Source organism: Cytobacillus gottheilii, assembly GCF_900166665.1.
GTDB classification, from domain to species: domain Bacteria; phylum Bacillota; class Bacilli; order Bacillales; family Cytobacillaceae; genus Cytobacillus; species Cytobacillus gottheilii_A.
Genome location: NZ_LT800494.1, coordinates 2530336 through 2554799 on the forward strand (window position 1 = coordinate 2530336; position 24464 = coordinate 2554799).

The 24464-nt window shown below is 40.1% G+C and carries 24 protein-coding genes; 8 read left to right on the plus strand and 16 right to left on the minus strand.

Annotated features, from left to right (window positions below; genetic code table 11):
• Positions 1–49 precede the first annotated feature (49 nt).
• Positions 50–640 (minus strand): hypothetical protein, encoded by a 591-nt coding sequence (locus B7E07_RS12500; protein WP_080846178.1) that lies wholly within the window; start codon positions 638–640, stop codon positions 50–52.
• 141 nt (positions 641–781) lie between these two features.
• Complete coding sequence (locus tag B7E07_RS12505; protein ID WP_080846179.1) at positions 782–994, minus strand: hypothetical protein; 213 nt, start codon at positions 992–994, stop codon at positions 782–784.
• A 263-nt stretch (positions 995–1257) separates the two neighbouring features.
• On the opposite strand from B7E07_RS12505, the gene B7E07_RS12510 reads away from it, so the two are divergent.
• The 3 genes from B7E07_RS12510 (at position 1258) to B7E07_RS12520 (ending at position 3282) form a co-directional block, all read left to right on the plus strand.
• Positions 1258–1752 (plus strand): DUF2243 domain-containing protein, encoded by a 495-nt coding sequence (locus tag B7E07_RS12510; protein WP_080846180.1) that lies wholly within the window; start codon positions 1258–1260, stop codon positions 1750–1752.
• On the plus strand, positions 1739–2554 hold the full coding sequence (locus B7E07_RS12515; protein ID WP_080846181.1) for a cytochrome c oxidase assembly protein: 816 nt from the start codon (positions 1739–1741) through the stop codon (positions 2552–2554). Before B7E07_RS12510 ends, B7E07_RS12515 begins: the two co-directional genes overlap by 14 nt.
• Positions 2555–2634: 80 nt before the next feature.
• Positions 2635–3282 carry a DUF1796 family putative cysteine peptidase gene (locus tag B7E07_RS12520; protein WP_176215195.1) on the plus strand — a complete coding sequence of 216 codons (648 nt, stop codon included), beginning with the start codon at positions 2635–2637 and terminating at the stop codon, positions 3280–3282.
• A 90-nt stretch (positions 3283–3372) separates the two neighbouring features.
• Here the strand turns inward: B7E07_RS12520 and B7E07_RS23775 are convergent, their stop codons facing one another.
• The 3 genes from B7E07_RS23775 to pdxR all read right to left on the minus strand — a co-directional run bounded on the left by B7E07_RS23775 (position 3373) and on the right by pdxR (position 5854).
• A complete protein-coding gene (locus tag B7E07_RS23775; protein ID WP_176215196.1) occupies positions 3373–3546 on the minus strand; it encodes a hypothetical protein in 174 nt (57 codons plus the stop codon).
• A gap of 314 nt (positions 3547–3860) precedes the next feature.
• The gene (locus B7E07_RS12525; protein WP_080846183.1) at positions 3861–4391 is read right to left on the minus strand and encodes a ClbS/DfsB family four-helix bundle protein; all 531 of its coding nucleotides are present in this window, start codon (positions 4389–4391) and stop codon (positions 3861–3863) included.
• An 80-nt stretch (positions 4392–4471) separates the two neighbouring features.
• Positions 4472–5854: a MocR-like pyridoxine biosynthesis transcription factor PdxR gene (gene pdxR / locus B7E07_RS12530; protein ID WP_080846184.1), complete on the minus strand. Its 1383-nt coding sequence runs from the start codon at positions 5852–5854 to the stop codon at positions 4472–4474.
• 107 nt (positions 5855–5961) lie between these two features.
• Here pdxR and B7E07_RS12535 point away from each other — a divergent pair, with 107 nt between their 5' ends.
• Positions 5962–6669, plus strand: coding sequence for an aspartate/glutamate racemase family protein (locus B7E07_RS12535; protein ID WP_080846185.1), 708 nt, complete (start codon positions 5962–5964; stop codon positions 6667–6669).
• 785 nt (positions 6670–7454) lie between these two features.
• Here B7E07_RS12535 and B7E07_RS12540 read toward each other — a convergent pair.
• From B7E07_RS12540 to B7E07_RS12560, 5 genes are all read right to left on the minus strand, one after another.
• Entirely contained in the window at positions 7455–7943 is a 489-nt protein-coding gene (locus B7E07_RS12540; protein ID WP_080846186.1) for a hypothetical protein, read from the minus strand.
• 30 nt (positions 7944–7973) lie between these two features.
• Entirely contained in the window at positions 7974–8921 is a 948-nt protein-coding gene (locus B7E07_RS12545) for a phosphoglycerate dehydrogenase (RefSeq protein WP_080846187.1), read from the minus strand.
• 382 nt (positions 8922–9303) lie between these two features.
• Positions 9304–11157, minus strand: a complete 1854-nt coding sequence (locus B7E07_RS12550; protein WP_080846188.1) for an ABC transporter ATP-binding protein — start codon at positions 11155–11157, stop codon at positions 9304–9306.
• A complete protein-coding gene (locus B7E07_RS12555; protein ID WP_080846189.1) occupies positions 11154–12878 on the minus strand; it encodes an ABC transporter ATP-binding protein in 1725 nt (574 codons plus the stop codon). The genes B7E07_RS12550 and B7E07_RS12555 overlap by 4 nt, the downstream gene beginning before the upstream one ends.
• Positions 12879–12893: 15 nt before the next feature.
• Complete coding sequence (locus tag B7E07_RS12560; RefSeq protein ID WP_176215197.1) at positions 12894–13352, minus strand: MarR family winged helix-turn-helix transcriptional regulator; 459 nt, start codon at positions 13350–13352, stop codon at positions 12894–12896.
• A 193-nt stretch (positions 13353–13545) separates the two neighbouring features.
• Here B7E07_RS12560 and B7E07_RS12565 point away from each other — a divergent pair, with 193 nt between their 5' ends.
• The gene (locus B7E07_RS12565) at positions 13546–15216 is read left to right on the plus strand and encodes an MEDS domain-containing protein (RefSeq protein WP_176215198.1); all 1671 of its coding nucleotides are present in this window, start codon (positions 13546–13548) and stop codon (positions 15214–15216) included.
• Positions 15217–15366: 150 nt separating this feature from the next.
• Positions 15367–15999, plus strand: a complete 633-nt coding sequence (locus B7E07_RS12570; RefSeq protein WP_080846192.1) for a LysE family transporter — start codon at positions 15367–15369, stop codon at positions 15997–15999.
• Positions 16000–16001: 2 nt separating this feature from the next.
• Here B7E07_RS12570 and B7E07_RS12575 read toward each other — a convergent pair whose 3' ends face one another.
• Positions 16002–16313 carry a hypothetical protein gene (locus B7E07_RS12575; RefSeq protein WP_080846193.1) on the minus strand — a complete coding sequence of 104 codons (312 nt, stop codon included), beginning with the start codon at positions 16311–16313 and terminating at the stop codon, positions 16002–16004.
• Between the two features lie 93 nt (positions 16314–16406).
• On the opposite strand from B7E07_RS12575, the gene B7E07_RS12580 reads away from it, so the two are divergent.
• Entirely contained in the window at positions 16407–17036 is a 630-nt protein-coding gene (locus B7E07_RS12580; protein WP_080846194.1) for a LysE family transporter, read from the plus strand.
• 88 nt (positions 17037–17124) lie between these two features.
• Positions 17125–18489 (plus strand): amino acid permease, encoded by a 1365-nt coding sequence (locus tag B7E07_RS12585; RefSeq protein WP_080846195.1) that lies wholly within the window; start codon positions 17125–17127, stop codon positions 18487–18489.
• Positions 18490–18802: 313 nt separating this feature from the next.
• On the opposite strand, the gene B7E07_RS12590 is transcribed toward B7E07_RS12585, so the two are convergent.
• The 5 genes from B7E07_RS12590 to B7E07_RS12610 form a co-directional block, all read right to left on the minus strand.
• Complete coding sequence (locus tag B7E07_RS12590) at positions 18803–20296, minus strand: PH domain-containing protein (RefSeq protein ID WP_080846196.1); 1494 nt, start codon at positions 20294–20296, stop codon at positions 18803–18805.
• A complete protein-coding gene (locus tag B7E07_RS12595; protein WP_257391445.1) occupies positions 20296–20787 on the minus strand; it encodes a PH domain-containing protein in 492 nt (163 codons plus the stop codon). Before B7E07_RS12595 ends, B7E07_RS12590 begins: the two co-directional genes overlap by 1 nt.
• Positions 20788–20878: 91 nt before the next feature.
• Entirely contained in the window at positions 20879–22186 is a 1308-nt protein-coding gene (locus B7E07_RS12600) for an alkaline phosphatase family protein (RefSeq protein WP_080846197.1), read from the minus strand.
• 87 nt (positions 22187–22273) lie between these two features.
• Positions 22274–22750, minus strand: coding sequence for a hypothetical protein (locus B7E07_RS12605; RefSeq protein ID WP_080846198.1), 477 nt, complete (start codon positions 22748–22750; stop codon positions 22274–22276).
• Between the two features lie 236 nt (positions 22751–22986).
• Complete coding sequence (locus tag B7E07_RS12610; protein ID WP_080846199.1) at positions 22987–24462, minus strand: sodium:solute symporter family protein; 1476 nt, start codon at positions 24460–24462, stop codon at positions 22987–22989.
• Positions 24463–24464 lie beyond the last annotated feature (2 nt).

The following is a 24464-nucleotide window of genomic DNA, read 5'->3' on the forward strand; positions in this document are numbered from 1 at the left end:
AATACTTTGTTAAAGGTTGTATGTCAACTGATTGTATAAAAATGACAGCTTAATCCTCCCAATAAAAAATAGCATCCATGACGAAATAATTCCCGCGATTACGATAAATGGTAGGAATTTTCGCTTGAAAAGGAAGGAATCTTTTCATCTCTCTGGCCTGTAAAATCTCATACTCATACTCTATTAGTGCCTGTTTTAATTGGGCGCCGACCGATTGATATTCTTCGTTCACTGACAAGGAATTAAGACCATCAAGGAGAGTTACACAGCTCCAGCCAACCCTTTCATTTGTCTCGGTACTGATGTTTCTATATCGAACATCTTCCCCCATAATGGCGACTGATGCCAGGGTGCTGATATCAATAATAATTCCCTTAACTTCTTCCTCGCGAACACCATTGCTTTCATGAATAGTTTTAACTTCATCTTTGCTGTAACAGAAAAACTCAACAAACGATGCATACCCGCTGCCAAAATGATCCCACTCAGCTTCACATTCTACATGATGAATTCGTTTGATTCGATAATATAATCTTCTTATATGTTCCTTAATTTCCTTCTCATCTTTTGTATCGTAAGGAAATATGTCTCCGATTATTTTACCTGCTATCAGGTCCCGTAATTGATTATCTGAAAACATTCTTCAGCCCACCTACAGATTTAATATAGAAAAATATCATTCTTTCAAGTTTACGAACAATCCAGCATGACTCAACTGTGCTCATTTGGAAATTGATCATCCAGAAAAGTAGACTAAAAGGGTCCCTGCCTCACACGTTCCTTAGTGTGATTGACTTTTATTATTTTTCCTTTTATCAAACCATACCCATATAAAAAAGAGAATGACGCCAATTGGTGTAAGAAATGAAGTCATCCAATTATGCTCATTTGGTAAAATATAGTTTAAAATGGCGGATAAAATGATAAGTGGCAGCACGATAATAAACCACCATCTTACATATTTATTTTTGAAACTGAAATCAAATCTCTCCATTGTTTGCCTCCTAATCACTTCATATCGGAATATTCAAATAATTTCGTTCTAGACTCTTGGCTGTATGCAGGAAAATAAAGCTTCTCATCAAGGATAACACATCCTTCTTAAATTAAGGGAAAAACAGGAAGATATTTCACAGAACCTTACACTTTTCCGATCCTCTCCCTTCTTTTTTCACACTTAAATAAACAGTTGTTTATCTGTTCTAAATGAAGGCAACACTTAATTTATTTAAAGAAAACATTTCTAAGGAGAAGAAGATGGTTCTAAACGAAAATAAAGAACGATTTGCTTATGCAAAACGAAATCTTTGGTCTGGCATTCTATTTGGAATTGGTCTAGCCGCTTTTATTGATGAGACCGTTTTTCATCAGCTGCTGCGCTGGCATCATTTTTATGACAAATCTACAACCGATATTGGCCTGATTTCAGACGGTTTTTTTCATGCATTTAGCTGGTTTGCGACCATTGGGAGCTTGTTTATGTTCGCTGAACTTCGCCGGCGGAACGGCTTATGGATGATGAGGTGGTGGGCAGGAGTATTGATCGGTGCCGGTGGCTTCCAGTTGTATGATGGAATCATCCAGCATAAATTAATGCGATTGCACCAGATTCGTTATGTAGAAAATGTCATTATTTACGATCTGATTTGGAACATACTAGCACTTGTAATGATCCTGTTAGGGATAATTCTTGCTGTTCGAACGAGAAACAGACAACGATATGGTAAGGATGTTTCACATGAACATTCTTAATCACATCCATCATTCTGATGGTGCTCATATTGAACATACAGTTGGCATACTGCCTCAGCTCCTCTTAGTCTTGCCGTTTGTGCTGGGTTTGGTGCTGTATATCCTTGCTGTTGTGTTTTCAAACAAAAAGCACAAAACATGGCCCATTTATCGGACTGTTTGCTGGATTTTAGGCGTTTTTTTCGCTGTCATTTCAGTAGCAGGACCTTTAGCCATTCGTGCACATACCGATTTTACCGCTCACATGTTTGGCCATTTATTATTGGGGATGTTAGCACCTTTGCTCATGGCGTTGGCTGCGCCGATGACACTGATGTTTCGCACAGTAAACGTACCGCTGGCAAGAAGATTTTCAAAGCTGCTAAAAAGCTGGCCATCACGAATGCTGACGAATCCCGTTATGGCCTCCCTTCTTAATATTGGAGGGCTATGGATCCTGTACACAACCGATCTATACTCCCTAATGCACCAATATATTCTTTTGCATCTACTCATTCATTTTCACGTATTTGCGGCTGGATATCTATTTACCATCTCAATGATTTATATCGATCCGATTTTCCATCGAACTTCATTTAGATACCGTTTAGTTGTATTTATTGTTGCGTTAGCTGGCCATGGTATTTTATCTAAGTTCATTTATGGAAATCCGCCGAATGGAGTGCCTGCTGATCAGGCAGAACTTGGCGGCATGGTGATGTATTATGGCGGCGACATCATTGATGTTATGATCATCTTTATCCTTTGTATGCAATGGTTTAAATCAGCTCGCCCGCGAATAAAAATTGCGATTAATCAATAATGATTTTTACCAGTTTGTCCAAACCATCCAGTGATTTTGAGCGTTTACTATAGTATTAATGACGTCAAAGGATGAGATGGATGAAGTTACAGGATATAAAAGGTGCTTACGATGTTATTGTGAGTATTGGGAATGCTTGTAATCCAGCTATGGAATTAAAGCGGCTAGGCTTAAGATCATTTTCCGGGCCTTTAGATTGGAGTGTTTCCAGTTCGCTTTTAAATGTAAGCAAGTTATTTGAGCATCGTTTCCGGGGATTTATGGAGCATAGCAACATGAAGTTAATGGATGAGGTTGGCGGGTACATGGAAGATGGCGTAGATCAATTCAGAAAGTCTTATTTTCTAAAAGATGAAATTTATGACGTCCTCTCTGTTCATGATTTTCCTGTCAACGACCAAAACGATTGGACACTAGGCTATAATTCTTTTAATGAAAAAAAAGAAAGACGGGTAGAACGCTATCTTCATAAAATTCATACTGGAAATCGGGTTCTGCTTGTGCGCTGGTTTGGGGATTATGAAGGAGCAGCACAGCTTGAAAAGGTATTAAAAGATTTTGTAACAGGTGATTTCAGAATCCTACTTCTCTACCCAGTAGATGGATTACCTGAAATAAGAGAAGTCGATTGGGGACTTCAGCATGTATGTGTGGTTGAGGTGCCAAATGAGCCGACAAATCAAGGGATATGGGATTATGTATTGAGTGGGGTTTCATTGGAACAATGAGTAGTTAAAGCAAAGAGCTATGAAGCGTAAAGTGAATTTGGAAGCTTTTCGATTTTTTGCGCTCTTTGCTTTTGGGTTTACATAATATTATTATCTTATACTTCGAACAATTAATAATATCACACCGGCAATCAAAGTGCCCATCAGCAGAATTGTTCCCAATCCCGTACTATATACAAAATACACCTTTGTGTTCATGATTACGTTTACGATTAAAAGGACAAAAATGACACAGCAGACAGCCACAAGAATACGATGATCCATCCTTCGCCTCAACACTCCAGCTCCTTTCATACAGAAAAGTGCAGGCAACCTGCATTAAAGGGAAAACGGTGTCTTTATTTCATGCCTATGTCGGATGGATCTTGTATTATTCACATATTTTCATATGAAGTGCTTTACTAGGAAATAGTGTGTTTCTGTGTTTCTCATTCCCCAGCTCTCATGATGGTTGGTATTTTGGGAATTACTTCGCCGTTCTCCTTCCCCAATTCTATTAATGACGGGCATTTCGGGAAGTACTCTCTACCTTTCTATCTTACAATCTTCTTCATTTTTTTAATTAACAGGAAGATCGTTTAATTCTTTTGACCAACTTTATTCCTTTTCAAATGATTTTCATATTTTTTAATGATTTTATTGGCCCAAACATAGTGGCTGGAGGTGTTCGCAACAAAATAGGCTCCGAGTGAGCTTGTGCCTGTCCATTTGTAATACTTCTTTGTAAAAAGCTCTTCATTTGTATGAGATTCAATGAGTTCCATCATTCGTTCATGACTTTCTTTTACTAAGTCAATCCCGACAGATAATTCGGTTCTCGAATATTTCTCCTGAATGGATCGGTTCAAATCGGGTGTTGTTCTCCATGTATACCCTACTGCGGGCATAGCGGGTTTTTCCCCATTCATTCCGGTCGTATACCAATTTTCTAAGAACAAATGCCATTCATGCAGATGGCAGATCAGATCACGAATCGAACGATTTAAACCTGGAAATTCGAATTCGTTTGTTCTTAGTGGTTCTGGGATTGACTGAATACGTTGAAATAGTTCAGCGAAATGATCATTGCTCGCCTGGATTAGGTCTTCTTTATTTTGCGGTCTGGCCATCGGTCTTCTCCTCCTCTTATAACTCTCCTTCCATTGTACCTTTTTATTGATGATGTTTTGTGCAATTTTTCTTACTATTCCTAAATATTCCTTTTTAAAATTTCTACGCCTTTTTTCAGCTCTTCCACTGTTATTCCTCCATAGCCTAAGACAATTTTATCTCCATGACTTCCTTTGTTCAGCGCAAAATTTTCGACAGGGTAAATTTTAATCCCTTCCTGCATCAGCTTTTCGCATAATTCTTTTGTAAAAGTGATGCCTGGAAATTGGGCGACGATATGCATTCCTGCTGCTTTTCCAATGACATGGACAGATGGAAAAGCTTGATGCAGCGCATCTGTCAGAACCTTTCTTCGTTCTATATAGATTTTTTTCATTTTCCGTACATGTTTGTCAAGATGCCCTTCATCAATAAAGCGTGCGAGTGCATATTGCTCAATGGATGACGTATGCCGATCTGAATACCACTTTAAACTGTAAAAAGGTTCAATTAGAGGTTTCGGTAGAACCACATATCCGATCCGTAATGCAGGAGATAAAATTTTACTAAAGGTTCCTACATAAATGACCGAGTCAGGATCAAGTCCCTGTATGGATGGAACAGAACCTCCTTCATAGGTGAATTCACTATCATAATCATCTTCTACTATATAGCTGTCCATTTTCCGGGCATATTCTAGCAGCTGAACTCTTCTTTGAATCGTTAATGTCCCGCCGAGCGGAAACTGGTGTGAGGGAATGACAAATGTAAAACTTGGCCGCTTTTCAGGCAATAATGCCGGCTGAATGCCTTCATGATCGGCTGCTACAGGATAAATGGAGGCGTCTGCATTTGTAAAAATATTTCTCATTTCATCTGTCACCGGGTCCTCCACCGCAATAAAGTCATCCTTTTTCACTAGCAGCTCTGTGATGAGTTTTAATGCCTGAGTTGCACCAGATGTGATAACGATTTGAGAGTGATCACAGATTACACCGCGGGCTCTTCTTAAATAATTGACTAACACCTTTCTTAAGGACAAAACACCACAAGGATCTCCATAGCCAAATATGGAGGATGGAGCATCCAGACAAACATCTTTTGTTAATTGAGCCCATTTTTTTCTAGGAAAATGGTCAATTGCAGGATTTCCTCCTTTAAAATCAATAAAAGTTGGCTGTTTTTCAAACATAATCCCTTGCGGCGTTATGCTTCCCCCTTTTTTCGCAGCTTTAATGGATGCCCCTTTAGCAACAAAGGTACCGCTTTTCGGAATTACTTCCAGATAGCCTTCTGATAGTAAGCGATCATATGCTTCAATAACAATATTACGTGAAATATGCAAACTGCCTGCAACCTCTCGAGTTGAAAAAATGCGCTCTCCCTCGTGGAGCTCATCATTTAAAATAAGGGATCTAATTTGCTCATATAACTGCTGTGTTAAGGTGACGCTGCTTTGCCGATTCAAGTCTTTTAGTATCATACTGATGCTCCTTTAAACTGGTACTATAAAATTAACCGTTTTCTGGATCTATTATAATACCAGATTAACATGATACGATGATGAAAAAAATAGAGGAGCGTTTAAATATGAAAACAATCGGATTAATTGGCGGCTTAAGCTGGGAATCAACAAGTGAATATTACCGGATTATCAATACAGCGGTGAAAAATAAGTTCGGCGGCTTGCATTCAGCAAAATGCTTGATACACTCCTTCAATTTTGAAGAGATAGCGGATATGCAAAGAACCGGGAAATGGAAGGAAGCAACGGAAAGTATGGTGGAAGCGGCAGTCAAGCTAGAACAAGCTGGTGCAGAAGTCATCGTGATTTGTACGAATACCATGCATAAAATGGCGAAGGAAGTTCAAGAGGCTGTTTCTGTTCCCCTCATTCATATAGCAGAATCAACAGCATCAGCCATTAAACAGCAAAATTTAAAAAAGGTAGCTCTGCTTGGAACGGCATTTACAATGGAACAACCATTTTACAAAGACATCCTCTCTAAACACGAAATTGAAACGATCATTCCAAATGAGGCTGATCGCCAAATGGTACACAGTGTGATTTTCGATGAGCTTTGTCAGGGCAGATTTTTAGAAGAATCCCGGGTGAAATACCAAGAATTAATTTCAAAATTGGAAGCTGAAGGCGCAGAAGGCGTTATCTTGGGCTGCACTGAAATTCCGCTGCTCATTCAGCAGAAACATAGCAGCCTTCCTCTATTGGATACCACATATCTGCATGCAATGGCTGCAATTGAATATGCGATGGAGTTGGAGTTTTATTCTGCTTGATTGGGGAGTTTGGGTAGATGCAATAATCGCGGATTAACGACTGAAGTGTACGAATTTGTATGAGGTGGGTCGTTAAAACCTTGCGTTAACGACCGAAGTGCTTGAATTAGCCTGAGTTGGGTTGTTAAAACCTTGGGTTAACGACCCAAGTGCTTCGATCGACCTGTATTGGGTCGTTAAAACTCTGGGTTAACTACCCAAGTGCTTCGATCGACCTGTGTTGCGTCGTTAAAGTACTGGATTAACGACCGAAGTGCTTGGATTGGTCTGAGTTGGGTCGTTAAAACCCTGGGTTAACTACCCAAGTGCTTCGATTGGTCTGAGTTGGGTCGTTAAAACCCTGGGTTAACTACCCAAGTGCACGAATCGCACCAAGTTGGGTCGTTAAAACTCTGGATTAACGACTCAAGTGCACGAATCGCACCAAGGTGGGTCGTTAAAACCCTGGGTTAACGACCCAAGTGCTTCGACCGACCTGAGTTGGGTCGTTAAAACTCTGGATTAACGACCGAAGTGCTTCGATCGACCTGAGTTGGGTTGTTAAAACACTGAATTAACGACCCAAGTGCACGAATCACACCAAGGTGGGTCGTTAAAACACTGAATTAACGACCCAAGTGCTTCGATTGAGCTTAGTTGGGTTGTTAAAACTCTGGGTTAACGACCGAAATACCTAAATTACTCTAAGTTAGGTAGTAAAAACTAATACAGGGGCAATCTTGCCCCTGTATTTAACGTATAAATTCACACATTCCCCCGCCCCATCCCAAACAAAATCACTAGATTCAAATTACCCCATTACCTCGATACCCCTTCCTTTTTCCGCTTAAAGGAACCAACACCCCTATCACAATCGTTAAAACCACAAATGCAATAAAGGTATTAATAGTAAAATACTGGTTATTCACATGAATAGATAAAAACACTGCGATATCCTGGATGTACTCTTCATCAGCATAGCCAAATTGCTCCCTATATCCCTGTCTCATCTCATCAACGTACCGCACAAAAGACCAGCGCTGATACATAACGGCACTTGCGCAATAGGCGCTACCAGCGACAGCAATTATCCACTTCTTCTTTTTAGAAAGCCCGTGAAAGATCCCTCTCCAAAACATAATCAGATAGAATAAGATAAACGGCAGCAATAGAACAAAGAGAATAGCAGGATTTCCATTGCCAGAACTGCTACCTGGAGCTGGTGTCATCAAATTTGAAAAGATAAATCCTCCAGCTGTAAATAGGAGAACAGTAATCAGCATCCCGAATTTCACAATAACATCGACCTCCAGAAAACGAATAGCTTAATGAACGACAAACAGCAGTTCTTCCTCTGCAATAAACCGCTGAATATTATCAATCGTAATTGTGCTGATGTTAACGATTGCTTCGTAGGTTGCACCGCCAATATGTGGAGTTGCGATAACGTTTGGCAGCAGGGATAGCTCATTACGCGGTGGCTCTACTTCAAATACATCAAGAGCTGCACCTCGAATTCCGCCATTTTTAAGCGCTTCTACTAAATCTCCTTCATGAATCAGACCGCCGCGCGAGATGTTGATTAAAAAGGCACTGGATTTCATTTTCCCTAAAGTATCTCGATTGATAAAATGCTTATTTTTACTCGTTAATGAGGTTGATAAGATTACATAATCAGATTCAGTTAATAAAGTATCCAAATCAGTAAAACGGACATTCAATTGGGCAGCGGCTTCTTCATTCTGATAATTCCCGTAAGCCATCACATCCATTGAAAACCCATTCGCACGCTTGGCAATCGCCTGCCCAATGGATCCAAAGCCGACAATTCCCAGTTTTTTGTTATGTACTTCATTTCCAAGCGAGTTGTTCCAAACTCTCGATTTCACTTCTGCATCCTTTTGCGGAATGCTTCTAGAGCTGGCAAGCATCAAACCAAAAGCAAGATCTGCAGCAGACTCTGCATTTTGACCAGGTGCATTGCTTACAATAATCCCTTTTTCTTCTGCATAAGCTACGTCAATATTGTCATAGCCAGCTCCGAACTTAATGATATATTTTAAATTTTGGGCTGCATCAATTACCTCACGATCAATTTTCACAACAGCCACTACAATAATATCAGCCGCTGCTGCTTCTTTAAGCAAGTCTTCCTTTCTCACTCCATCGTCGGTTTTCATCACCGTTACATTGGTGCACAACTTTTCTGTTTCTTCAATTAATTCCGGATAGGCTGCAACAAATGCATCTCTTACTAAAATTAAAGCGTTCATTCTAGTACCCCTTTTACATTCATTTTTCTTTTTTCATTATAAACAAACATAACGTTATTAACAGAATTTATAAAGTCTAACGCTTAACTAAAGTTGCACATTCCCTTTCTAAAAATTAGGCTGTTTTCGTAAACATTGTTGCTGTGAACTTAAATGAGTAGAAGTTGATTTCCGCTCCAGGCGCTCGCTTTCCGCGGGTGGGCGCTGAGCCTCCCTCGTCACTTGCGCTCCTGCGGGGTCTCACCTATCCCACTTCTCCCGCAGGAGTCTCGCACCTTCTGCTCCAATCAACTAGTCTGTTATCAAATAGAAAACTTATCAAAAAACAACAAACTTTTAGAAAAGAGCTAAAGATAAAAAAGCAGGAGAGCATCTCCCCTGCTCATCCTGCTTCTGCACTTGAAAACTGACTATAGTAAAGGTCAGCATAAAATCCATTTTGTTCTAACAGTTCATGATGATTTCCCTGCTCAATCACTTGACCATCTTTCATGACGAGAATAAGGTCTGCATCCTGAATCGTAGATAAACGGTGGGCGATGACAAAGCTTGTTCGTCCTTCCATCAAGGTGTTCATTGCCTGTTGAATCAGACGCTCTGTACGTGTATCTACACTTGAAGTGGCTTCGTCTAAAATCATAATGGCTGGGTCAGCAAGAATGGCCCTAGCAATCGTTAATAGCTGCTTTTGTCCTTGTGAGATATTCGAAACCTCTTCATTCAACACAGTATCATATCCATCTGGCAGTGTGCGGATAAAGTGATCTGCTCTTGCTGCGACCGCCGCTTTTACAATTTCTTCTTCCGTTACATCGCCGTTTTTTCCGTAAGCTATATTATCACGTATCGTTCCATTAAATAGCCATGTATCCTGAAGAACCATGCCGAAATTCTGACGAAGATTTCCTCTGTTCACTTTTGAAATATCTTGATGATCAATCATAATCTTTCCGCCTTTTAACTCGTAAAAACGCATAAGCAAATTGATTAAGGTGGTTTTCCCGGCACCTGTAGGTCCAACAATGGCGACAGTCTGACCTGGTGCAACCTCAATATTCATATCTTTAATCAGCAATTCTTCTCCGTAGCCAAAGTCTACATGTTCAAATGAAACAGCACCTTCCTGGATTTTGTCCATATTATGCTCTGTAACATTTTCTTCTTCTTCATCCAGCACTTCAAACACACGCTCAACTGCTGCAACAGTTGCCTGAACGATATTGGCAATATTAGCTGTTTGCGTGACAGGCTGTGTAAATTGCTTTGAATAAGTGATGAAAGCTTGAATATCACCGATTGAAATCGAGCGATTGATAACTAATATGCCCCCGACCACACTGATGACGACATAACTTAAATTTCCGATAAACATCATCATCGGCATCATAATGCCGGAAATAAATTGTGCCTTATAGCCCGCTTTATAGAGTGATTCGTTGACTTCATCAAAATGATTCAGCGCTTTTTCTTCACGGCCAAATGCTTTGACGATTTGATGTCCTGTATAGGTTTCTTCAATATGGCCATTTAACTCGCCAAGTGTGCGCTGCTGTGCTGCAAAGTGGGCTTGTGACTTTTTCAAAAACGGCGTAATCACAAACATGGATAATGGCAAGCTAACAATCGAAATTAACGTTAATAAAGGACTGATGGTGAGCATCATGATAATGATTCCAACAATCGTAACAATCGATGTTATAAATTGCGTTACACTTTGCTGAAGCGTGCTCCCAATCGTATCAATATCATTGGTCACTCTGCTCAATATTTCTCCCTTTGGTCTGCCGTCAAAATACTGCAGAGGAAGTTTTTCAAGCTTTTCATTTATGTCCTCGCGCAAACGGTATACCGTTAATTGCGCAACACTGGACATGACGTACTGCTGAACAAATGTAAATAACGAGCTAATCACATAAAGACCGGCAAGGAGCAGGAGCATTTGACCGATTGCGCCAAAATCAACAGCTGCACCAGGAACGCCGGATAATTTGCCATAAATCCCTTCAAAGAGCTCCGTAATCGCATTTCCCATGATTTTCGGTCCGACAATCATAAAGACGGTACTCAAAATCGCTGCTATAAAAACAATCAGAAGCTGTTTTCGCTGTGGTTTTAAATAGGATAACAGTCTGAACAAGGTACCTTTAAAGTCTTTTACTTTTTGGCCGCCAGGTATCATGTTTGGGTTTGGATGTTTTCTTCCAGAACCTCGCTGAGTGGTATTTTCTGAACTCATGCTGTTTCCTCCTCTGAGGATTGTGACTTCACAATTTCACGATACACTTCATTTTCTTCCATTAACTCTTTATGAGTTCCGATACCGGCCATTTTTCCTTTGTCTAAAACAATGATCCGGTCTGCATCCACCACAGTACTGATTCTTTGGGCAACCAGAATAACTGTCGCATCTTTCGTTTCTTCCTTTAAAGCTGCACGAAGATTTTTATCTGTTTTATAATCCAATGCAGAGAAGCTATCATCAAATATATACACATCCGGTTTTCTGACTAATGCCCTGGCAATGGAAAGGCGCTGCTTTTGACCGCCTGAGAGATTTGAACCGCCCTGAGCCAGCATGGTGTCGTAGCCTTGTTCCATTTTGCTGATGAATTCATGCGCCTGTGCAACGATAGCGGCATGCTTCACTTCGTCTTCTGTGGCATCTTCTTTGCCGTATTTAATGTTCTCAGTAATACTGCCTGTAAACAACAATGCCTTTTGCGGAACTAGTCCAATTTTAGTACGGACACTTTCCTGTGATGCATGACGCACATCAACGCCGTTAATTCGGATTACACCTGAAGTAATGTCATAAAACCTCGGTATTAAATTGACCAGTGTTGATTTCCCTGCGCCGGTGCCTCCGATGATGGCTGTCACTTCACTAGGATTCGCTTTAAAGCTGATATGCGAGAGAGCCGGTTCCTCTGCCCCTGGATAGTGAAAGGTCACATCTTCAAATGATAATGTTCCTTTTTCTTGATCCGCTTCTGCAGATCCTTGATCCACAAACGTTGGCTTAAGCTCCAGAACTTCATTAATCCGCTCTGCCGATACAGATGCTCTTGGAATCATAATAAACATCATCGAGGCCATGATCAGAGCAAACATCATTTGCGTGATATATTGAATAAACGCCATTAAGTCGCCGACCTGCATGCCGCCATTATCAATGCGAATGCCGCCAAACCAAATGACAGCAACCACCGTTAAATTCATAATCAGCATTAAAACCGGCATTAAAAACGCCATGATCCGGTTTACTTTGATGGAAACATCTGTTAGATCTCTATTCGCCTTTTGCAGGCGATCCTTTTCCTGGTTTTCACGGTTAAAAGCGCGAATTACGCGGATTCCAGTCAGATTTTCACGCATGACGAGGTTTAATCGATCTAATTTATCCTGAACAAGCTTAAATAAAGGCAATGCTTTTTTCATAATAAAATAGATGGAGACGGCAAGAATAGGCATGGTTACAAGAATAATCAGTGAAAGTTTCGCATCCTTTGAAACAGCCATGATTAAACCGCCGACAAACATAATCGGTGCACTGACGACCATACGCAGCATCATAATTACTACCTGCTGGATCTGGGTGATATCATTGGTCGTACGCGTAATTAAAGAAGCGGTGCCGACCGAATCAAAATCCTGCATCGAAAATTCGTCTACATGCTTGAAAACTTTACGGCGCAGATCACGCCCAAAGCCCATCGCAGATTTAGAAGCATAATAGCTTGCCCCAACGGATGCTATTGCACCAAGCGCTGAAACGGCGAGCATGATCCCGCCGACCCGCCAAATGACACCCGTATCGCCAACAACAACACCATTATCAATAATATCGGCCATTAGTGTGGGTAAATATAAATCAGATAAAACTTGTATGAAAATAAGAGCAAAAACAGATAAAATCATCCATTTATATGCTGTTAATTGCTTGGTTAGCTTTAACATACGCTATTAACTCCTTTATTCCTTCATTTCTTCTTCTAAAAATAAGGCGATTTGAGAAAGAGAACTCAGCAGCAGATTTGCCTTTTGTTCTGATAAACCGTCAACTGCTTCCTTTAAAACCGTATAGTAGCTTCCCTTTTGCTCATGAATTGAATCGATTAAAGTTTTTCCTTGCTTACTGAGGACTAGCTGCATTTCCCGCCGGTTTCCCTCAACTGGATATCGTTCAAGCAGCTCTCTTTGTACAAGCGCATCAATGGTCTGGCTAAGAGTGCTTTTAGGAATTTGAATTTCGATCCCAAGCTGTTTTTGTGTTACTTCTTTTTTTGAAGCAATGATACTTAATAACATCAATTGCGGAGCCGTGAGATCCAAGTCCGCCGCTGTTTTTTGAAACAATTTTCTTAATCCCCGGTTGACGCGCTCAACCGATTTTAAAATATCCGTAACCCTTTGACTAGATTGATCCTCCATTTTTACCGCCCTCCAGAACAGTTCGTTTACGAACAGTTCTAAAATGTATGAGACTAATGTACTCCTCATCCTTTATCAAGTCAAGCAAACAGGACTTTTGTTTGACGAAAAGATAAGAGATTCATTCAAATCGTTGATAATATTGTATAATACTAGTATAAATGGTTGGATTATTATGGAGAGGTGTAGTTCAGTGGACAGAAAGACAGCATTCTTAACAGAAGAAATTGAAATTAAGAATAAAGCGCATATACTCTATACATATCATTCTGAAGAAAATTACGTAAATAACGCGGTCAGTTATATTATGACCGGGATCGCAAACGATCATCATGTGATTCTTATTGAAAACGAATATTTCTCCAAAAAAATACAGAGAAAATTAAAAGCTGTATTAGCGGAAGAAGATCTGAAAAAAGTGCATTTTACTAGCAATTATGATTTTTACTTAGCTAATAATCATTTTCATATTGATCGAATTGTCCAGTGCTTTGGGGAAGTTCTCGATCCATTAATGACTCAAAATATTTCTGTACGGACTTGGGCACATGTCGAGTGGCCAGAGGAAGCAAATATAGATCAAACGTTGATTGACTTTGAACAATGCGCTGATCATGAAATCAATCAGCATGGAATAATATCGGTTTGTGCTTATGATGGAAAACGGATTTCTGCTTCTTTACAAAATAAGATCATGGAATGGCACGAATATTTTATGACAGATGATGCCCTAGTCCGTTCCTATCTTTACAGAGGTAATGATGCAATCTTTCCATCATTGTCTGATCAGGTCCTCAGGGACAAAAAGGTAGAAAAACAACTGTCCGCCAAAAATGATCAGATGCAGGCTTTTATGAAACAAAACCTTGATTCTGTCATGATCGTTGGCCAAAATGAAACAGTCCTTTATATTAATCATATTTTTGAAGAAACCTTTGGCTGGAGTGCGGATGAAATCTTAGGTTTAAATGTATACGAGCTTCCAGTTGCTGCCTCTGTTAGTAAAGAGAAAATTGATCATAGAGAACAGACGATTAAAGAATCTGATTCTATATATAAAATGGAGTGTACGCGGCAAACCAAGGATGGAAAACATATAAAGGTTCTGCAAACCTGTTTTCCCTTTCGAGATGAAGATGATCAGATATTTGCCTGGGTCGTGATTCTTAGAGATCAAACCGAACGGTATCAAGCTCAGGATCTTCTTCTTCAATCAGACAAGCTGTCAATTGCCGGCGAGCTTGCTGCAGGAATTGCTCATGAAATTCGCAATCCGGTTACCGCGATTAAAGGCTTCCTTCAGCTTTTAAATGCAGATGGAAAAAATGTGCGAACCTATTATTCTGTGATGGCATCCGAAATTGAACGGATTGAGCTAATCTTAAGCGAGCTGCTTGTTTTGGCAAAGCCGCAGTCAACCGATTTTAAATCAAATAACTTAGTTGTGCTCATTAAGGATGTCATTACATTGCTTGATGCACAAGCCAATATGAATAGTGTGCAGATTAAGACAATTTGCACCAACGAGGAAATTCATGTTAAGTGCGATGTTAACCAAATCAAACAAATTTGCATCAATTTCATTAAAAACGGCATTGAAGCGATGGATTCTGGTGGAATACTAACCGTTAAAATTGAACAAACCATTAATGAAATACTTCTATCATTTATAGACGAAGGAAAAGGAATCCCTGAATCCATTCTAAAAAAACTGGGCCAGCCCTTCTTTACTACGAAAGAAAACGGAACTGGCTTAGGACTGATGGTCAGCAAAAAAATTATTGAAGATCATTATGGAAGCCTGCAGATACATAGTCAGCTACATGAAGGCACCACAATTGAGGTGCGGCTTCCAATTAGGTAAAACATAATAAAAACAGTGAGCAGCAGTATGCTCACTGTTTTTTTATGGACAAGAACACATACTGGCCTGTTTGCTTACATATCATTTAAGGCTAGTACTTTTTTAGAAATAAATGGTGCTAAGAAAGCAAGGCAAATAGGTGGTGATCTCATGAGCTTAACGATCTTATGCAGCTATATCATACTGGGCTTTACATTGGCTGCTCCAATTGGGCCAGTGAATTCTGCTCGATTAGACAAAGGCATTAAAAACGGCTTCTGGCATGCCTGGGCGGTTGGCGCCGGTTCCATGATCGCTGACGGTGTCTACATGCTCATTGTATATCTGGGAATGGTGCAATTTCTCCAAATTCCATTGGTCCAAGTTTTTCTATGGTTGTTTGGCGGGTTTATTTTAATCTACTCAGGTGTTGAAGGAATGCTTAGCTCGAGTAAAATTACCTTAACAGAAACACGAGGAAAAGAATCCTTATTCAAGTGTTTTCTAACAGGCTTTATCATGTCCATCACCAGTCCCTTAACGATTTTATTCTGGCTGGGTATTTACGGCTCTGTCCTCGCCAAAACAGTGCAAATGAACGGTACCGGTTCTTTAATCGTATACAGCTCAATGATTTTCCTTGGACTAATGCTATGGGATGTGCTTGTTGCTGGCTTAACAACTGGTTTAAGACGATTCTTAACGAAAAACAGCCTGCGTTTTATCGGGATTTCTTCCGGATTATCCCTTATAGGATTCGGACTTTATTTCGGCTATCAAGGGATTGTGGCTTTATTCTTCTAATATCACTCACTTACGGAACGATACATCGTCGTTTGCATACTGCCCTGCTCAATGTTTTCGAGAAAAAAGGCTTCAACGAGCTTTTGATATTCTTCATCTGCGAACATCTTCTTATTTTGCAGCTCCAATTCGGCCAGTCCATCATAAATGGTTAACAGTGAATATGTATGATCCTTGCCGGTAATTGGTGTGAGGATTTCTACTTTATGCTCATAATTTTCAGAACGGAACTTTTTCATTTCCTGTAAATTTTCAATTGCTTCTTTAAATTTGCCTTGCTTGATCTCAAAGGTTTGATACACATAAACAGACATATTGCTCACCTCTATACATAATTTGTAAGCCTTAGTATGTTCCTTTCTAACGTCTTTATTCTTTCATTTACTTTTTAGGGAGATGATCTTTTCATGATTGTTTTTTTTAGCTATATCCTATTGGGGCTCTCGCTGGCTGCACCGATCGGCCCTGTGAATGCTGCTGTGTTGGATAAAGGAATCAAAAAGGGCTTTTTTCATGGCTGGCTAGTTGGTCTCGGTGCCATGACTGCGGATGTAGTATATATGTTTGCTGTTTTTATGGGGCTTGTTCATTTTTTAGAATTTCCTTTTGTGAAAGCTTTTCTATGGTCGTTTGGCTTTTTTGTTTTGGTTTATACAGGGATTGAAACGATTATGGGAGCAGGCAAGATTATTTCTCCGAAAAGAACCAATGATGATACCAAGATCAAATCTTTCCTTTCCGGCTTTTTCATTTCCATTTCCAATCCTCTGACGATTCTGTTCTGGCTAGGTATCTATGGTTCAGTTCTGGCTAAGACTGTTACAGAATTTGATCATATTCACTTAGCTTTATACAGCATTGCCATATTTATCGGCCTGATTATATGGGATTTATTTATATTGGTCATTGCCAGCGGCTTTAGAAAAACGTTATCTGGTAAAACATTAGCACTAATTTCGATTTTCTCTGGCATTTCTCTGATTGGCTTTGGTCTTTACTTTGGCTACCAGGCAATTCTGCTGCTATTCTTTACGTAAGAATGGGTTAGCCAATCTTTACCTTTTTATAATCGTATAAGATTCACTTCTCCTCCGCATGATAACGGTGAGATGAGGAGTGATACCTATGGATTTTTTTGTTCCGGGCAGCGGCAGCAGTGGAAAAAGCAGTGAAAAAGGTGATTTGAGCTGGTGGCAGCTTTCTCTCATTGGAGTAGGATGTACGATTGGCACTGGATTTTTTCTCGGTTCAGCCATTGGTATTAAGATTACCGGCCCTTCTATTGTTTTTTCATTTATATTAGCGGCTTTTGGTACATATATCGTATATAACTTATTAGCAAAAATGACGGCAAAGGATCCGCATGACGGCTCTTTTTGTTATTATGCCGATCAAGCATATGGCCGCTGGGCTGGATTTAGCTGCGGCTGGAACTACTGGAGTTCAAATATTTTAATTATGGGAAGCCAGTTAACCGCATTATCCATCCTTTCGCGCTTTTGGTTTCCAAATGTGCCGCTTTGGCTTTTCGCCATTGGTTATGCATGTTTATCTATTATTGTTGTACTAACAGGAAACAAAGGTTTTGATAAAGCTGAAAATCTCTTTGCGATCATTAAAACAGCCGCCATCATCATGTTTATCATTATCGCCTTTGCAGCGCTTTTTGGCTGGATTGGCGGAGATGTGAAACACCCTGGTTTCCCAAATGGTATGGGTGAACTGTTTCCTGAAGGCTATAAAGGCTTTTGGACTTCGTTGATTTACGCATTTTATGCCTATGGCGGGATTGAAGTCATCGGCTTAATGGCTATGAGATTAAAGAAAAAAGAGGATGCCCCAAAAGCCGGCATTATTATGCTTTTATTGCTTGTCATCATTTATGTTATTTCATTAGGACTTGCTGTGTATATGGCGGCACATGGCGATTTTCATGAAAAGGAAAGTCCATTTGTTACAGCGTTAAAAGAGTACGATTTGGCCTTTTTCCCTCATGTTTTTAACGCTGCTATTATTATTGCAGGCTTTTCAACGATGACTGCCTCTTTATTTGGTGTCACCTCTCTGCTTGTTACCATGGCACAAGGCGGAGATGCGCCAGCTTTCTTTTCGAAGAAGATTAAGAAAATGAAGGATCTTCCGCTTCCTTCGCTTGGATTGGCTACCATTGGTTTAACAGCTTCCATAATTACGGCTCTCCTGCTTCCTGGAAAAATATATGAATACATTACAACCGCAGCAGGTATTTTAATTCTCTTTAACTGGGCGTTTATTATCATTTCAGCGTTTAAAAATTTAGAGCTGAAAATTTGGGGTAAGCTGTTATCGTGGATGGGGATTCTGCTGATTTTATTAGCGGTGAGCGGAACATTGCTGGAAAAAAGCATAAGGCCTGGACTGTATGTAAGCCTCCTGTTTGTCTTACTCATCGCCATTGCAGCGATGATTATGCAAAAGAAAGGCTGGAAAGAAGGCAACGGCAACTGTTAGAGGAACAAATGACTGGTACAAAAAGAAAATAATATTTCTAAAACACGAATATTCAATGTTTGGGAACTAAACAAGTCCGTTCCATTGCGCTGCAGACCCTCGCTTTCCGTGGGGAGGAAGCTGAGCCTCCTCGTCGCTGCCGCTCCTGCGGGGTCTCACCCTTTCCTCTACAGCCCACCGGAGTCGAGGGTCCTCCGCTCCATTTCACTAGGTTTAATTTTTTCACATAAAAAAACCGAATGATTGAGGATGTTAAAACCCAATCATTCGGTTATAAAACTGAACAAAATACTTATGTCCCAACCACTTCCATTTATTTAATCGTAATCTCTTGTCTTCTTTCTCGATACCAATTCATAAACAGCGCGGCTAATTCATCTGGAATGTCGTCAATTCCAGAATGATGTACCGGCTTTGAGCGATTGACGGTGCCGATCGTAGCCAGACCAAATTTCTTTTGCAAAAATCCTCGTGTTACATTAATCTCAATGATTTTATCACGCTTTGTCACAAATAAGGTCGTACTCAAACTCCCTGATTTCATTTGAATAAAATGATCATTAATCACATATTGACTATTTAAATAGTCCAAGACTCGTAATCCTGCAATGATCACTAATAATAGGATGGATATCAGCCACCACGCAAAGTCCATGTCGAATGGCTCTGGTTTGAATATAAAAAGTGCGATTGTGGCAATGATCCATATCCAGCTTGGCCGCAGAAGTCGAATCCAAAATGATTTTCTTGGAAGCTTCTTCATATTTTTTGTCACACTGTAGGCTGGCAGTAATTCTTCAATAATCTCATTGGCACGCTGAACAGGTAGAAATGGGTATAAAGAGTTTATTTCTAAATTCTCCTCACCGATTCCCACACCACCCGCACTCGTTAGCTTTACTTCTGCCAAGCCTAGTATTCTTTTTAATGGTGTTTGGATCATTTCAATTGCCTGCACCCGGCTTTTGGATATTGAAAAAGCCGTTTCATCCAGGACTCCCTTTGTAATATAGATCCTCTCTTCATCAGAAGCAATAACATAATTCCCGTATTTTAAAAATGTCCTGACAACGCCAAAGAGAACGGATGCAATGATAATGATGGCAGCTGCTAAGGCATAGAACCACCATGTTTGCGGCAGAGCAGAAAGCAGTCCTTGTGCTTCCTCTTCAATCGAAAACACCTCATTAAAGTTAGAGAACAATGAACCTACCACCGGGATGAGTAAAAGAAAGCTTAAAGACGTAAACGATGCACGGATCAGATCTTTTCTAGTTGGTGTAAAGTGAATAATTCGATTGTCCATGGCTTTGGCTTCAGGCACTTCTTCCAAACCTTCTGTTTCCTCGACTTCGTTCGAAACAGCTGGCCGTTTTTTCACCATATCTTCAAGCAGTTCAGCAGCTGACTTGGTGATCATTTTAAACTCAATCGATGCGTCATCCCCTGACATGCTTGTTTCAAACTGCAGAGAAGTCATTTTAAAAAGCTTATGAATAAAGGTCGTGCGGCGATTAACGTTTTGTATGCGTGAAAAAGGAATCGTTTGTTTCGATTTTGTGAAAATACCTGAATAGAGATGAAAAGTCTCATCCTCAACTTCATACCGATCTGTCTGCCATTTTAAAAAGATCGTCACAATACTAAATGCCAAAACGCATAGAAAAACAATTCTTCCATAAAAAACAAAGCTAGAATCTGAGCCAAATTGGATAACAAATAAATAAAGAGCGATAAAGCCAAAGCTCTTTACAAGACCAAAAACCTCCAAAACCATGATCAGTGGATGATATCTTTTCGCAGACATTATTCCACTTCCTTTAGCTTCGCGAACTGCGCAATTTCATCTCTTAATGCTAATGCCACATCTTCCTGCAAGCATGGAATAGTATGAGAAGAGCCCATCGTTTCAACTGAGATGCTCATCAGTCCGTATTTTTTCAGGATAGGTCCCTTATTGGTTGTTACAGCCTGAATCTTCGTCATCGGAATCAGCTCATGCTTTTCGGTAATGGTGCCAAATTTTAAATGAAGAAACTCTTCGTCCGCATTATAACGCCAAGATTTATATAACAGATGCGGGCGCACAAATGTCCAGATGATGGATGGAATTGAAAGGACAGCTAATCCAATAAAGATCCAGCCGAGCCATTCCACCCACTGAAAATAATGATCTAAAAATAGTAAAACAGCAATAACCACCAGTCCAATCACATCTTCAATCAGACCAGTAATTCTCCACACCTTCTTAGCGTTGGCTGGAAGTGCGGTAGTTGGATTATGTATTTCGTTTGACAATATACTCACCTTTTCTATATTTCTTCTTATTTATATACGGTCATCTGCTGAAAAGGTTTCTTGAATTCTATTTTTCTGCCAAAATTATTTTCTAAATCTCTAAAAAATCCTCCAATACAACGCCATCTGTTTCACCTAAATCCAGTCCAAGCAAGCGTGCCAGTGTGGGGCCAATGTCTACAAGACGCATATAGGGAATTTTCTGATTGGGTGATATTCCCTTTCCTGCTGCAAGAAAAAAGGTGGTGTAGTTTGGTTTAGTCGGTGAAAAACCATGGCATGCCAGCATATTCTTTGGATGATCATTGAGATTCTCTGTCGTGACCTCTTCTATGTAACGGCCATGAATGCTCTCAGCAAAATAATATCCCTTTTTCGCTTCCAGCATAAAGGCGCAGCGAGGGTCTGCTCCTCTTTCTCCAGCCTCCGCTCCCGTTAAAATAAACTCAATGCCTTCCAGCTGCTGTTCATCTACGATCTTTTTCACTATTCGTGCTGTTTCATGATCATGACCATCCTTTAAATAAATATACGCTGACCCATCACAGCTGTGACAATAGGCTTTCCAATTGACTACTTTCCCTTTGCTGTCAACTTCTATTAAATTATGTTCACGAAGAAGCACATTTAGATGTATTTTTCTATTGACATCGATTGCACTATGGTCTCCGAGCACTACAACAGTCGTTTCCTCTTCTGTTCCACACTCGTTGATGGCATCCAATAAAGCGCCAAGTCTGCGGTCGTGACGTTCAATGGCAGAGGCTGCGTCCTCCGAGTGTACGCCATGAACATGCCGCTGCGTATCTAAATCGGTAAAATGAACGAGCATGATATCGGGCTGCTTTTCTTTTAACGTAAAAACGGCTGATTCAAGGACAAAATCATCTAATTGCGGCTGATTTAATCCATTTCGAATAGATCCAAATCGTTTATTTAATTCCAGCTGATACATGGGACTGCCGCTAAAGAGCGAGACAAGCACTTGATTTTGCCACGGTCGGTTCGGAAAAATCTCCGGTAAATTGTACTGAATATGCTTTGCTCTGCCCGTCACCGGCCATAATAGCGCCGCAGTCCTTAAACCTGCTTTGTACGCTTCATCATAAAGTGTTGTACCTTTGATATCTTTACGATACCAATGCCAATCAGGTGAAATCCAGCCAGGCTGCAGCAGCGTATTATTCATAATGCCGTGCCGATTTGGATAATTTCCAGTGACAATCGATGTATGACAAGGATAGGTGACCGACGGATAAATCGATTCTACATGCTCAGCATAAGAAGCACGCTTTAAAATCCGCTGAAAATGAGGCAGAGCTGAAAATTGACTGAAATCTTCAGCAGCGAGGCAATCAAACGAAATCACAACCAGCTTTTTGCTTAAGGCATTCATCATACCTCCTCCTTTCGAACCCTTTTTATAGGTTAAATTTTACCTTTATTTATCTATCTTTCCAAGATTTTTGTGAAAATTAAGAAGTTGTTAATGGTTCTTTAAGTAGATAACATGATTCTTCTTTTCTATTTGAAACGGTTGATCGTAGCTTGCATGAAGCATAGAAACAGATGGATCTCCTGCTCCTCTTTCACCTGTAAAAGAGATGCCGTACCCAATGTTTTCAGGGTATCCATACAAATAGCAAACTACTTTTTCGGCATTCATAAACACAAGCTGGTTCATTCCTTCATTGACGGTTTCACGAATACCATCCCATTTATATCCAATTGTTTCATATATGATTTCTTTTGACGTATAGGGGGCAAATGAATAGGCTGTATCCCACTGGAACGGAGTTAGGTCGGTTAGATTGACTATTTCAGCTGATGGTTCAATGGATCGTATTTCTTCTTTCAATAATTCAGCATTAACTTCCCATTCCTCTTTCTTAAGCAGACTGGTGAAAACAGCAGAAAATAGTAGAATCATTGCCACTATAAGAAAAGTTTTTTTGTTTTTCATATGAACACTTCTCCTCTTCACTTCATACATCGCTCTTATTTTCGGTATATGTCCAGAGCCGAGCTAATTTTACCTGATTCGCAAATTTTTATACTTTTTTGATAATAATAGCAAGTTTTTGGAAAATGAGCAAAATGGAAGGTTGTTTTTAAATTAATGATCAAAACAGAAATGTATTCACTAAAAAAAGCCGCCCATTTTGCATAAGCGGCTTAGCTGTTATTCAACAGAACATTCTACACAATTTTATTGCGTTTCAATTCGGTTTTTAAGTAAGTTAGAAACTCGTTCGCTTTTTCTACTGGTGCTTTGGTCATTAAGCTAACCACGATATAAAGGATCGTAGAAAGTGTGATTCCCCATAAACCGGAGGCAAGGCCGAATGGCTTGAATTTCAAGAGTTCAAGCATAATGACGACTACACCACTTACGGTGACACTCGTAATGACACCGGCAGCTGTTCCTCTTTTCCAGAAGAATGCACCGATGATCCCTGGTACCGCAACAAGCAGCCCAGCAGACGATGCGACAGATAAGACTGCAATCAAACTGACATTGGATTGTGCGAACAAATAGGCCAAGATCGCAATCACAGGTATGACGATTTTTCCTACTAAAAGCTGCTTGCGATCATCACTGTCTTTCTTAATATTTCCATAAACATCTCTGGCAAACAACGAAGATAAAGTCAATAATATGGAATCAATGGTTGAGATCGCCGCGGCCATAATACCAACCATAACAATTGCACCTAAAATAGGCGGAACTAATTCAGATGACAATATTCTTGGTGTGGCAAGATCGGCATTTTCCAAATCCGGAAACATGACAGATGCTGAAAATCCCCATACAACCGAAACGATTGTGTAAATAAATCCAAAGATTAAAAATCCCATTAGCATCGTGCGTAAGCTCTTTAACGAAGCAGGCATAAATAATCTTTGGCTGACCTGCGGGTTGGAAAGACTGAAGAAAAACCATGGCACCGTCAATCCCAGAAACGTTAAAAAGCTGAAGTAGCCATTACCTGGAACCGATAATGCCTGCGGTTCATTCGTTTTTAACGTATCAAAGAATTCTCCCACTCCACCTAATCCGCGAATAATGAGCAGCACGACAATCGTTGATGTAATAATCATCATTAGCGCCTGCAAAGAATCTGTCCATGCAACTGAACGAATACCTGCAATATAGGAGAATACCACTGCCAGCACGGTTGCGATGATCACACCTGTTGTAAAAGGAATGGCATTATTGGTCATTCCCTGCAATAAATACCCTACTCCGGCCAGCTGGACGGCACTATAAGGAATTAAAAATAAACAGCTGAACAATGAGACGACAAAAGCGACTTTTTTACTGTTGTAACGATCCCCGAGCATTTCGGATGGCGTCACATAGCCATATTTTTTCCCGACAAGCCAAAATCTCGGCCCAAAAAAGGCGACAAGCGAAACACCCATAAAATAAATGATTTCAAACCCATAAGCACCTACACCGCCTGTATATGTAAGACCTGCCAAACCAACAAGCATAAAAGCACTATAGGTTGTCGCACTATAGCTTAACGCTGAAACAAAGCCGTTTAGCTTGCGGTCTCCTAAAAAATAACTGGTCATATTGACTTGTTTTCCGCTTCGTGATAAATACGCAATAATAAGAGAAATAATAATATAAATGCCAATCGTCCACCAAACTAAATTCGTACTCATAT

What these genes read in the sequence shown, in the direction of transcription:
- B7E07_RS12515 (WP_080846181.1), top strand. Translation starts at nt 1,739, where the DNA reads ATGAACATTCTTAATCACATCCATCATTCTGATGGTGCTCATATTGAA.
- B7E07_RS12560 (WP_176215197.1), bottom strand. Translation starts at nt 13,352, where the DNA reads ATGGAGGATCAATCTAGTCAAAGGGTTACGGATATTTTAAAATCGGTT.
- B7E07_RS12500 (WP_080846178.1), bottom strand. Translation starts at nt 640, where the DNA reads ATGTTTTCAGATAATCAATTACGGGACCTGATAGCAGGTAAAATAATC.
- B7E07_RS12600 (WP_080846197.1), bottom strand. Translation starts at nt 22,186, where the DNA reads ATGATGAATGCCTTAAGCAAAAAGCTGGTTGTGATTTCGTTTGATTGC.
- B7E07_RS12590 (WP_080846196.1), bottom strand. Translation starts at nt 20,296, where the DNA reads ATGTCTGCGAAAAGATATCATCCACTGATCATGGTTTTGGAGGTTTTT.
- B7E07_RS12520 (WP_176215195.1), top strand. Translation starts at nt 2,635, where the DNA reads ATGAAGTTACAGGATATAAAAGGTGCTTACGATGTTATTGTGAGTATT.
- pdxR (WP_080846184.1), bottom strand. Translation starts at nt 5,854, where the DNA reads ATGATACTAAAAGACTTGAATCGGCAAAGCAGCGTCACCTTAACACAG.
- B7E07_RS12580 (WP_080846194.1), top strand. Translation starts at nt 16,407, where the DNA reads ATGATTGTTTTTTTTAGCTATATCCTATTGGGGCTCTCGCTGGCTGCA.
- B7E07_RS12575 (WP_080846193.1), bottom strand. Translation starts at nt 16,313, where the DNA reads ATGTCTGTTTATGTGTATCAAACCTTTGAGATCAAGCAAGGCAAATTT.
- B7E07_RS12585 (WP_080846195.1), top strand. Translation starts at nt 17,125, where the DNA reads ATGGATTTTTTTGTTCCGGGCAGCGGCAGCAGTGGAAAAAGCAGTGAA.
- B7E07_RS12610 (WP_080846199.1), bottom strand. Translation starts at nt 24,462, where the DNA reads ATGAGTACGAATTTAGTTTGGTGGACGATTGGCATTTATATTATTATT.
- B7E07_RS12605 (WP_080846198.1), bottom strand. Translation starts at nt 22,750, where the DNA reads ATGAAAAACAAAAAAACTTTTCTTATAGTGGCAATGATTCTACTATTT.
- B7E07_RS12510 (WP_080846180.1), top strand. Translation starts at nt 1,258, where the DNA reads ATGGTTCTAAACGAAAATAAAGAACGATTTGCTTATGCAAAACGAAAT.
- B7E07_RS12570 (WP_080846192.1), top strand. Translation starts at nt 15,367, where the DNA reads ATGAGCTTAACGATCTTATGCAGCTATATCATACTGGGCTTTACATTG.
- B7E07_RS12525 (WP_080846183.1), bottom strand. Translation starts at nt 4,391, where the DNA reads ATGGCCAGACCGCAAAATAAAGAAGACCTAATCCAGGCGAGCAATGAT.
- B7E07_RS12535 (WP_080846185.1), top strand. Translation starts at nt 5,962, where the DNA reads ATGAAAACAATCGGATTAATTGGCGGCTTAAGCTGGGAATCAACAAGT.
- B7E07_RS12550 (WP_080846188.1), bottom strand. Translation starts at nt 11,157, where the DNA reads ATGAGTTCAGAAAATACCACTCAGCGAGGTTCTGGAAGAAAACATCCA.
- B7E07_RS12505 (WP_080846179.1), bottom strand. Translation starts at nt 994, where the DNA reads ATGGAGAGATTTGATTTCAGTTTCAAAAATAAATATGTAAGATGGTGG.
- B7E07_RS23775 (WP_176215196.1), bottom strand. Translation starts at nt 3,546, where the DNA reads ATGGATCATCGTATTCTTGTGGCTGTCTGCTGTGTCATTTTTGTCCTT.
- B7E07_RS12555 (WP_080846189.1), bottom strand. Translation starts at nt 12,878, where the DNA reads ATGTTAAAGCTAACCAAGCAATTAACAGCATATAAATGGATGATTTTA.
- B7E07_RS12545 (WP_080846187.1), bottom strand. Translation starts at nt 8,921, where the DNA reads ATGAACGCTTTAATTTTAGTAAGAGATGCATTTGTTGCAGCCTATCCG.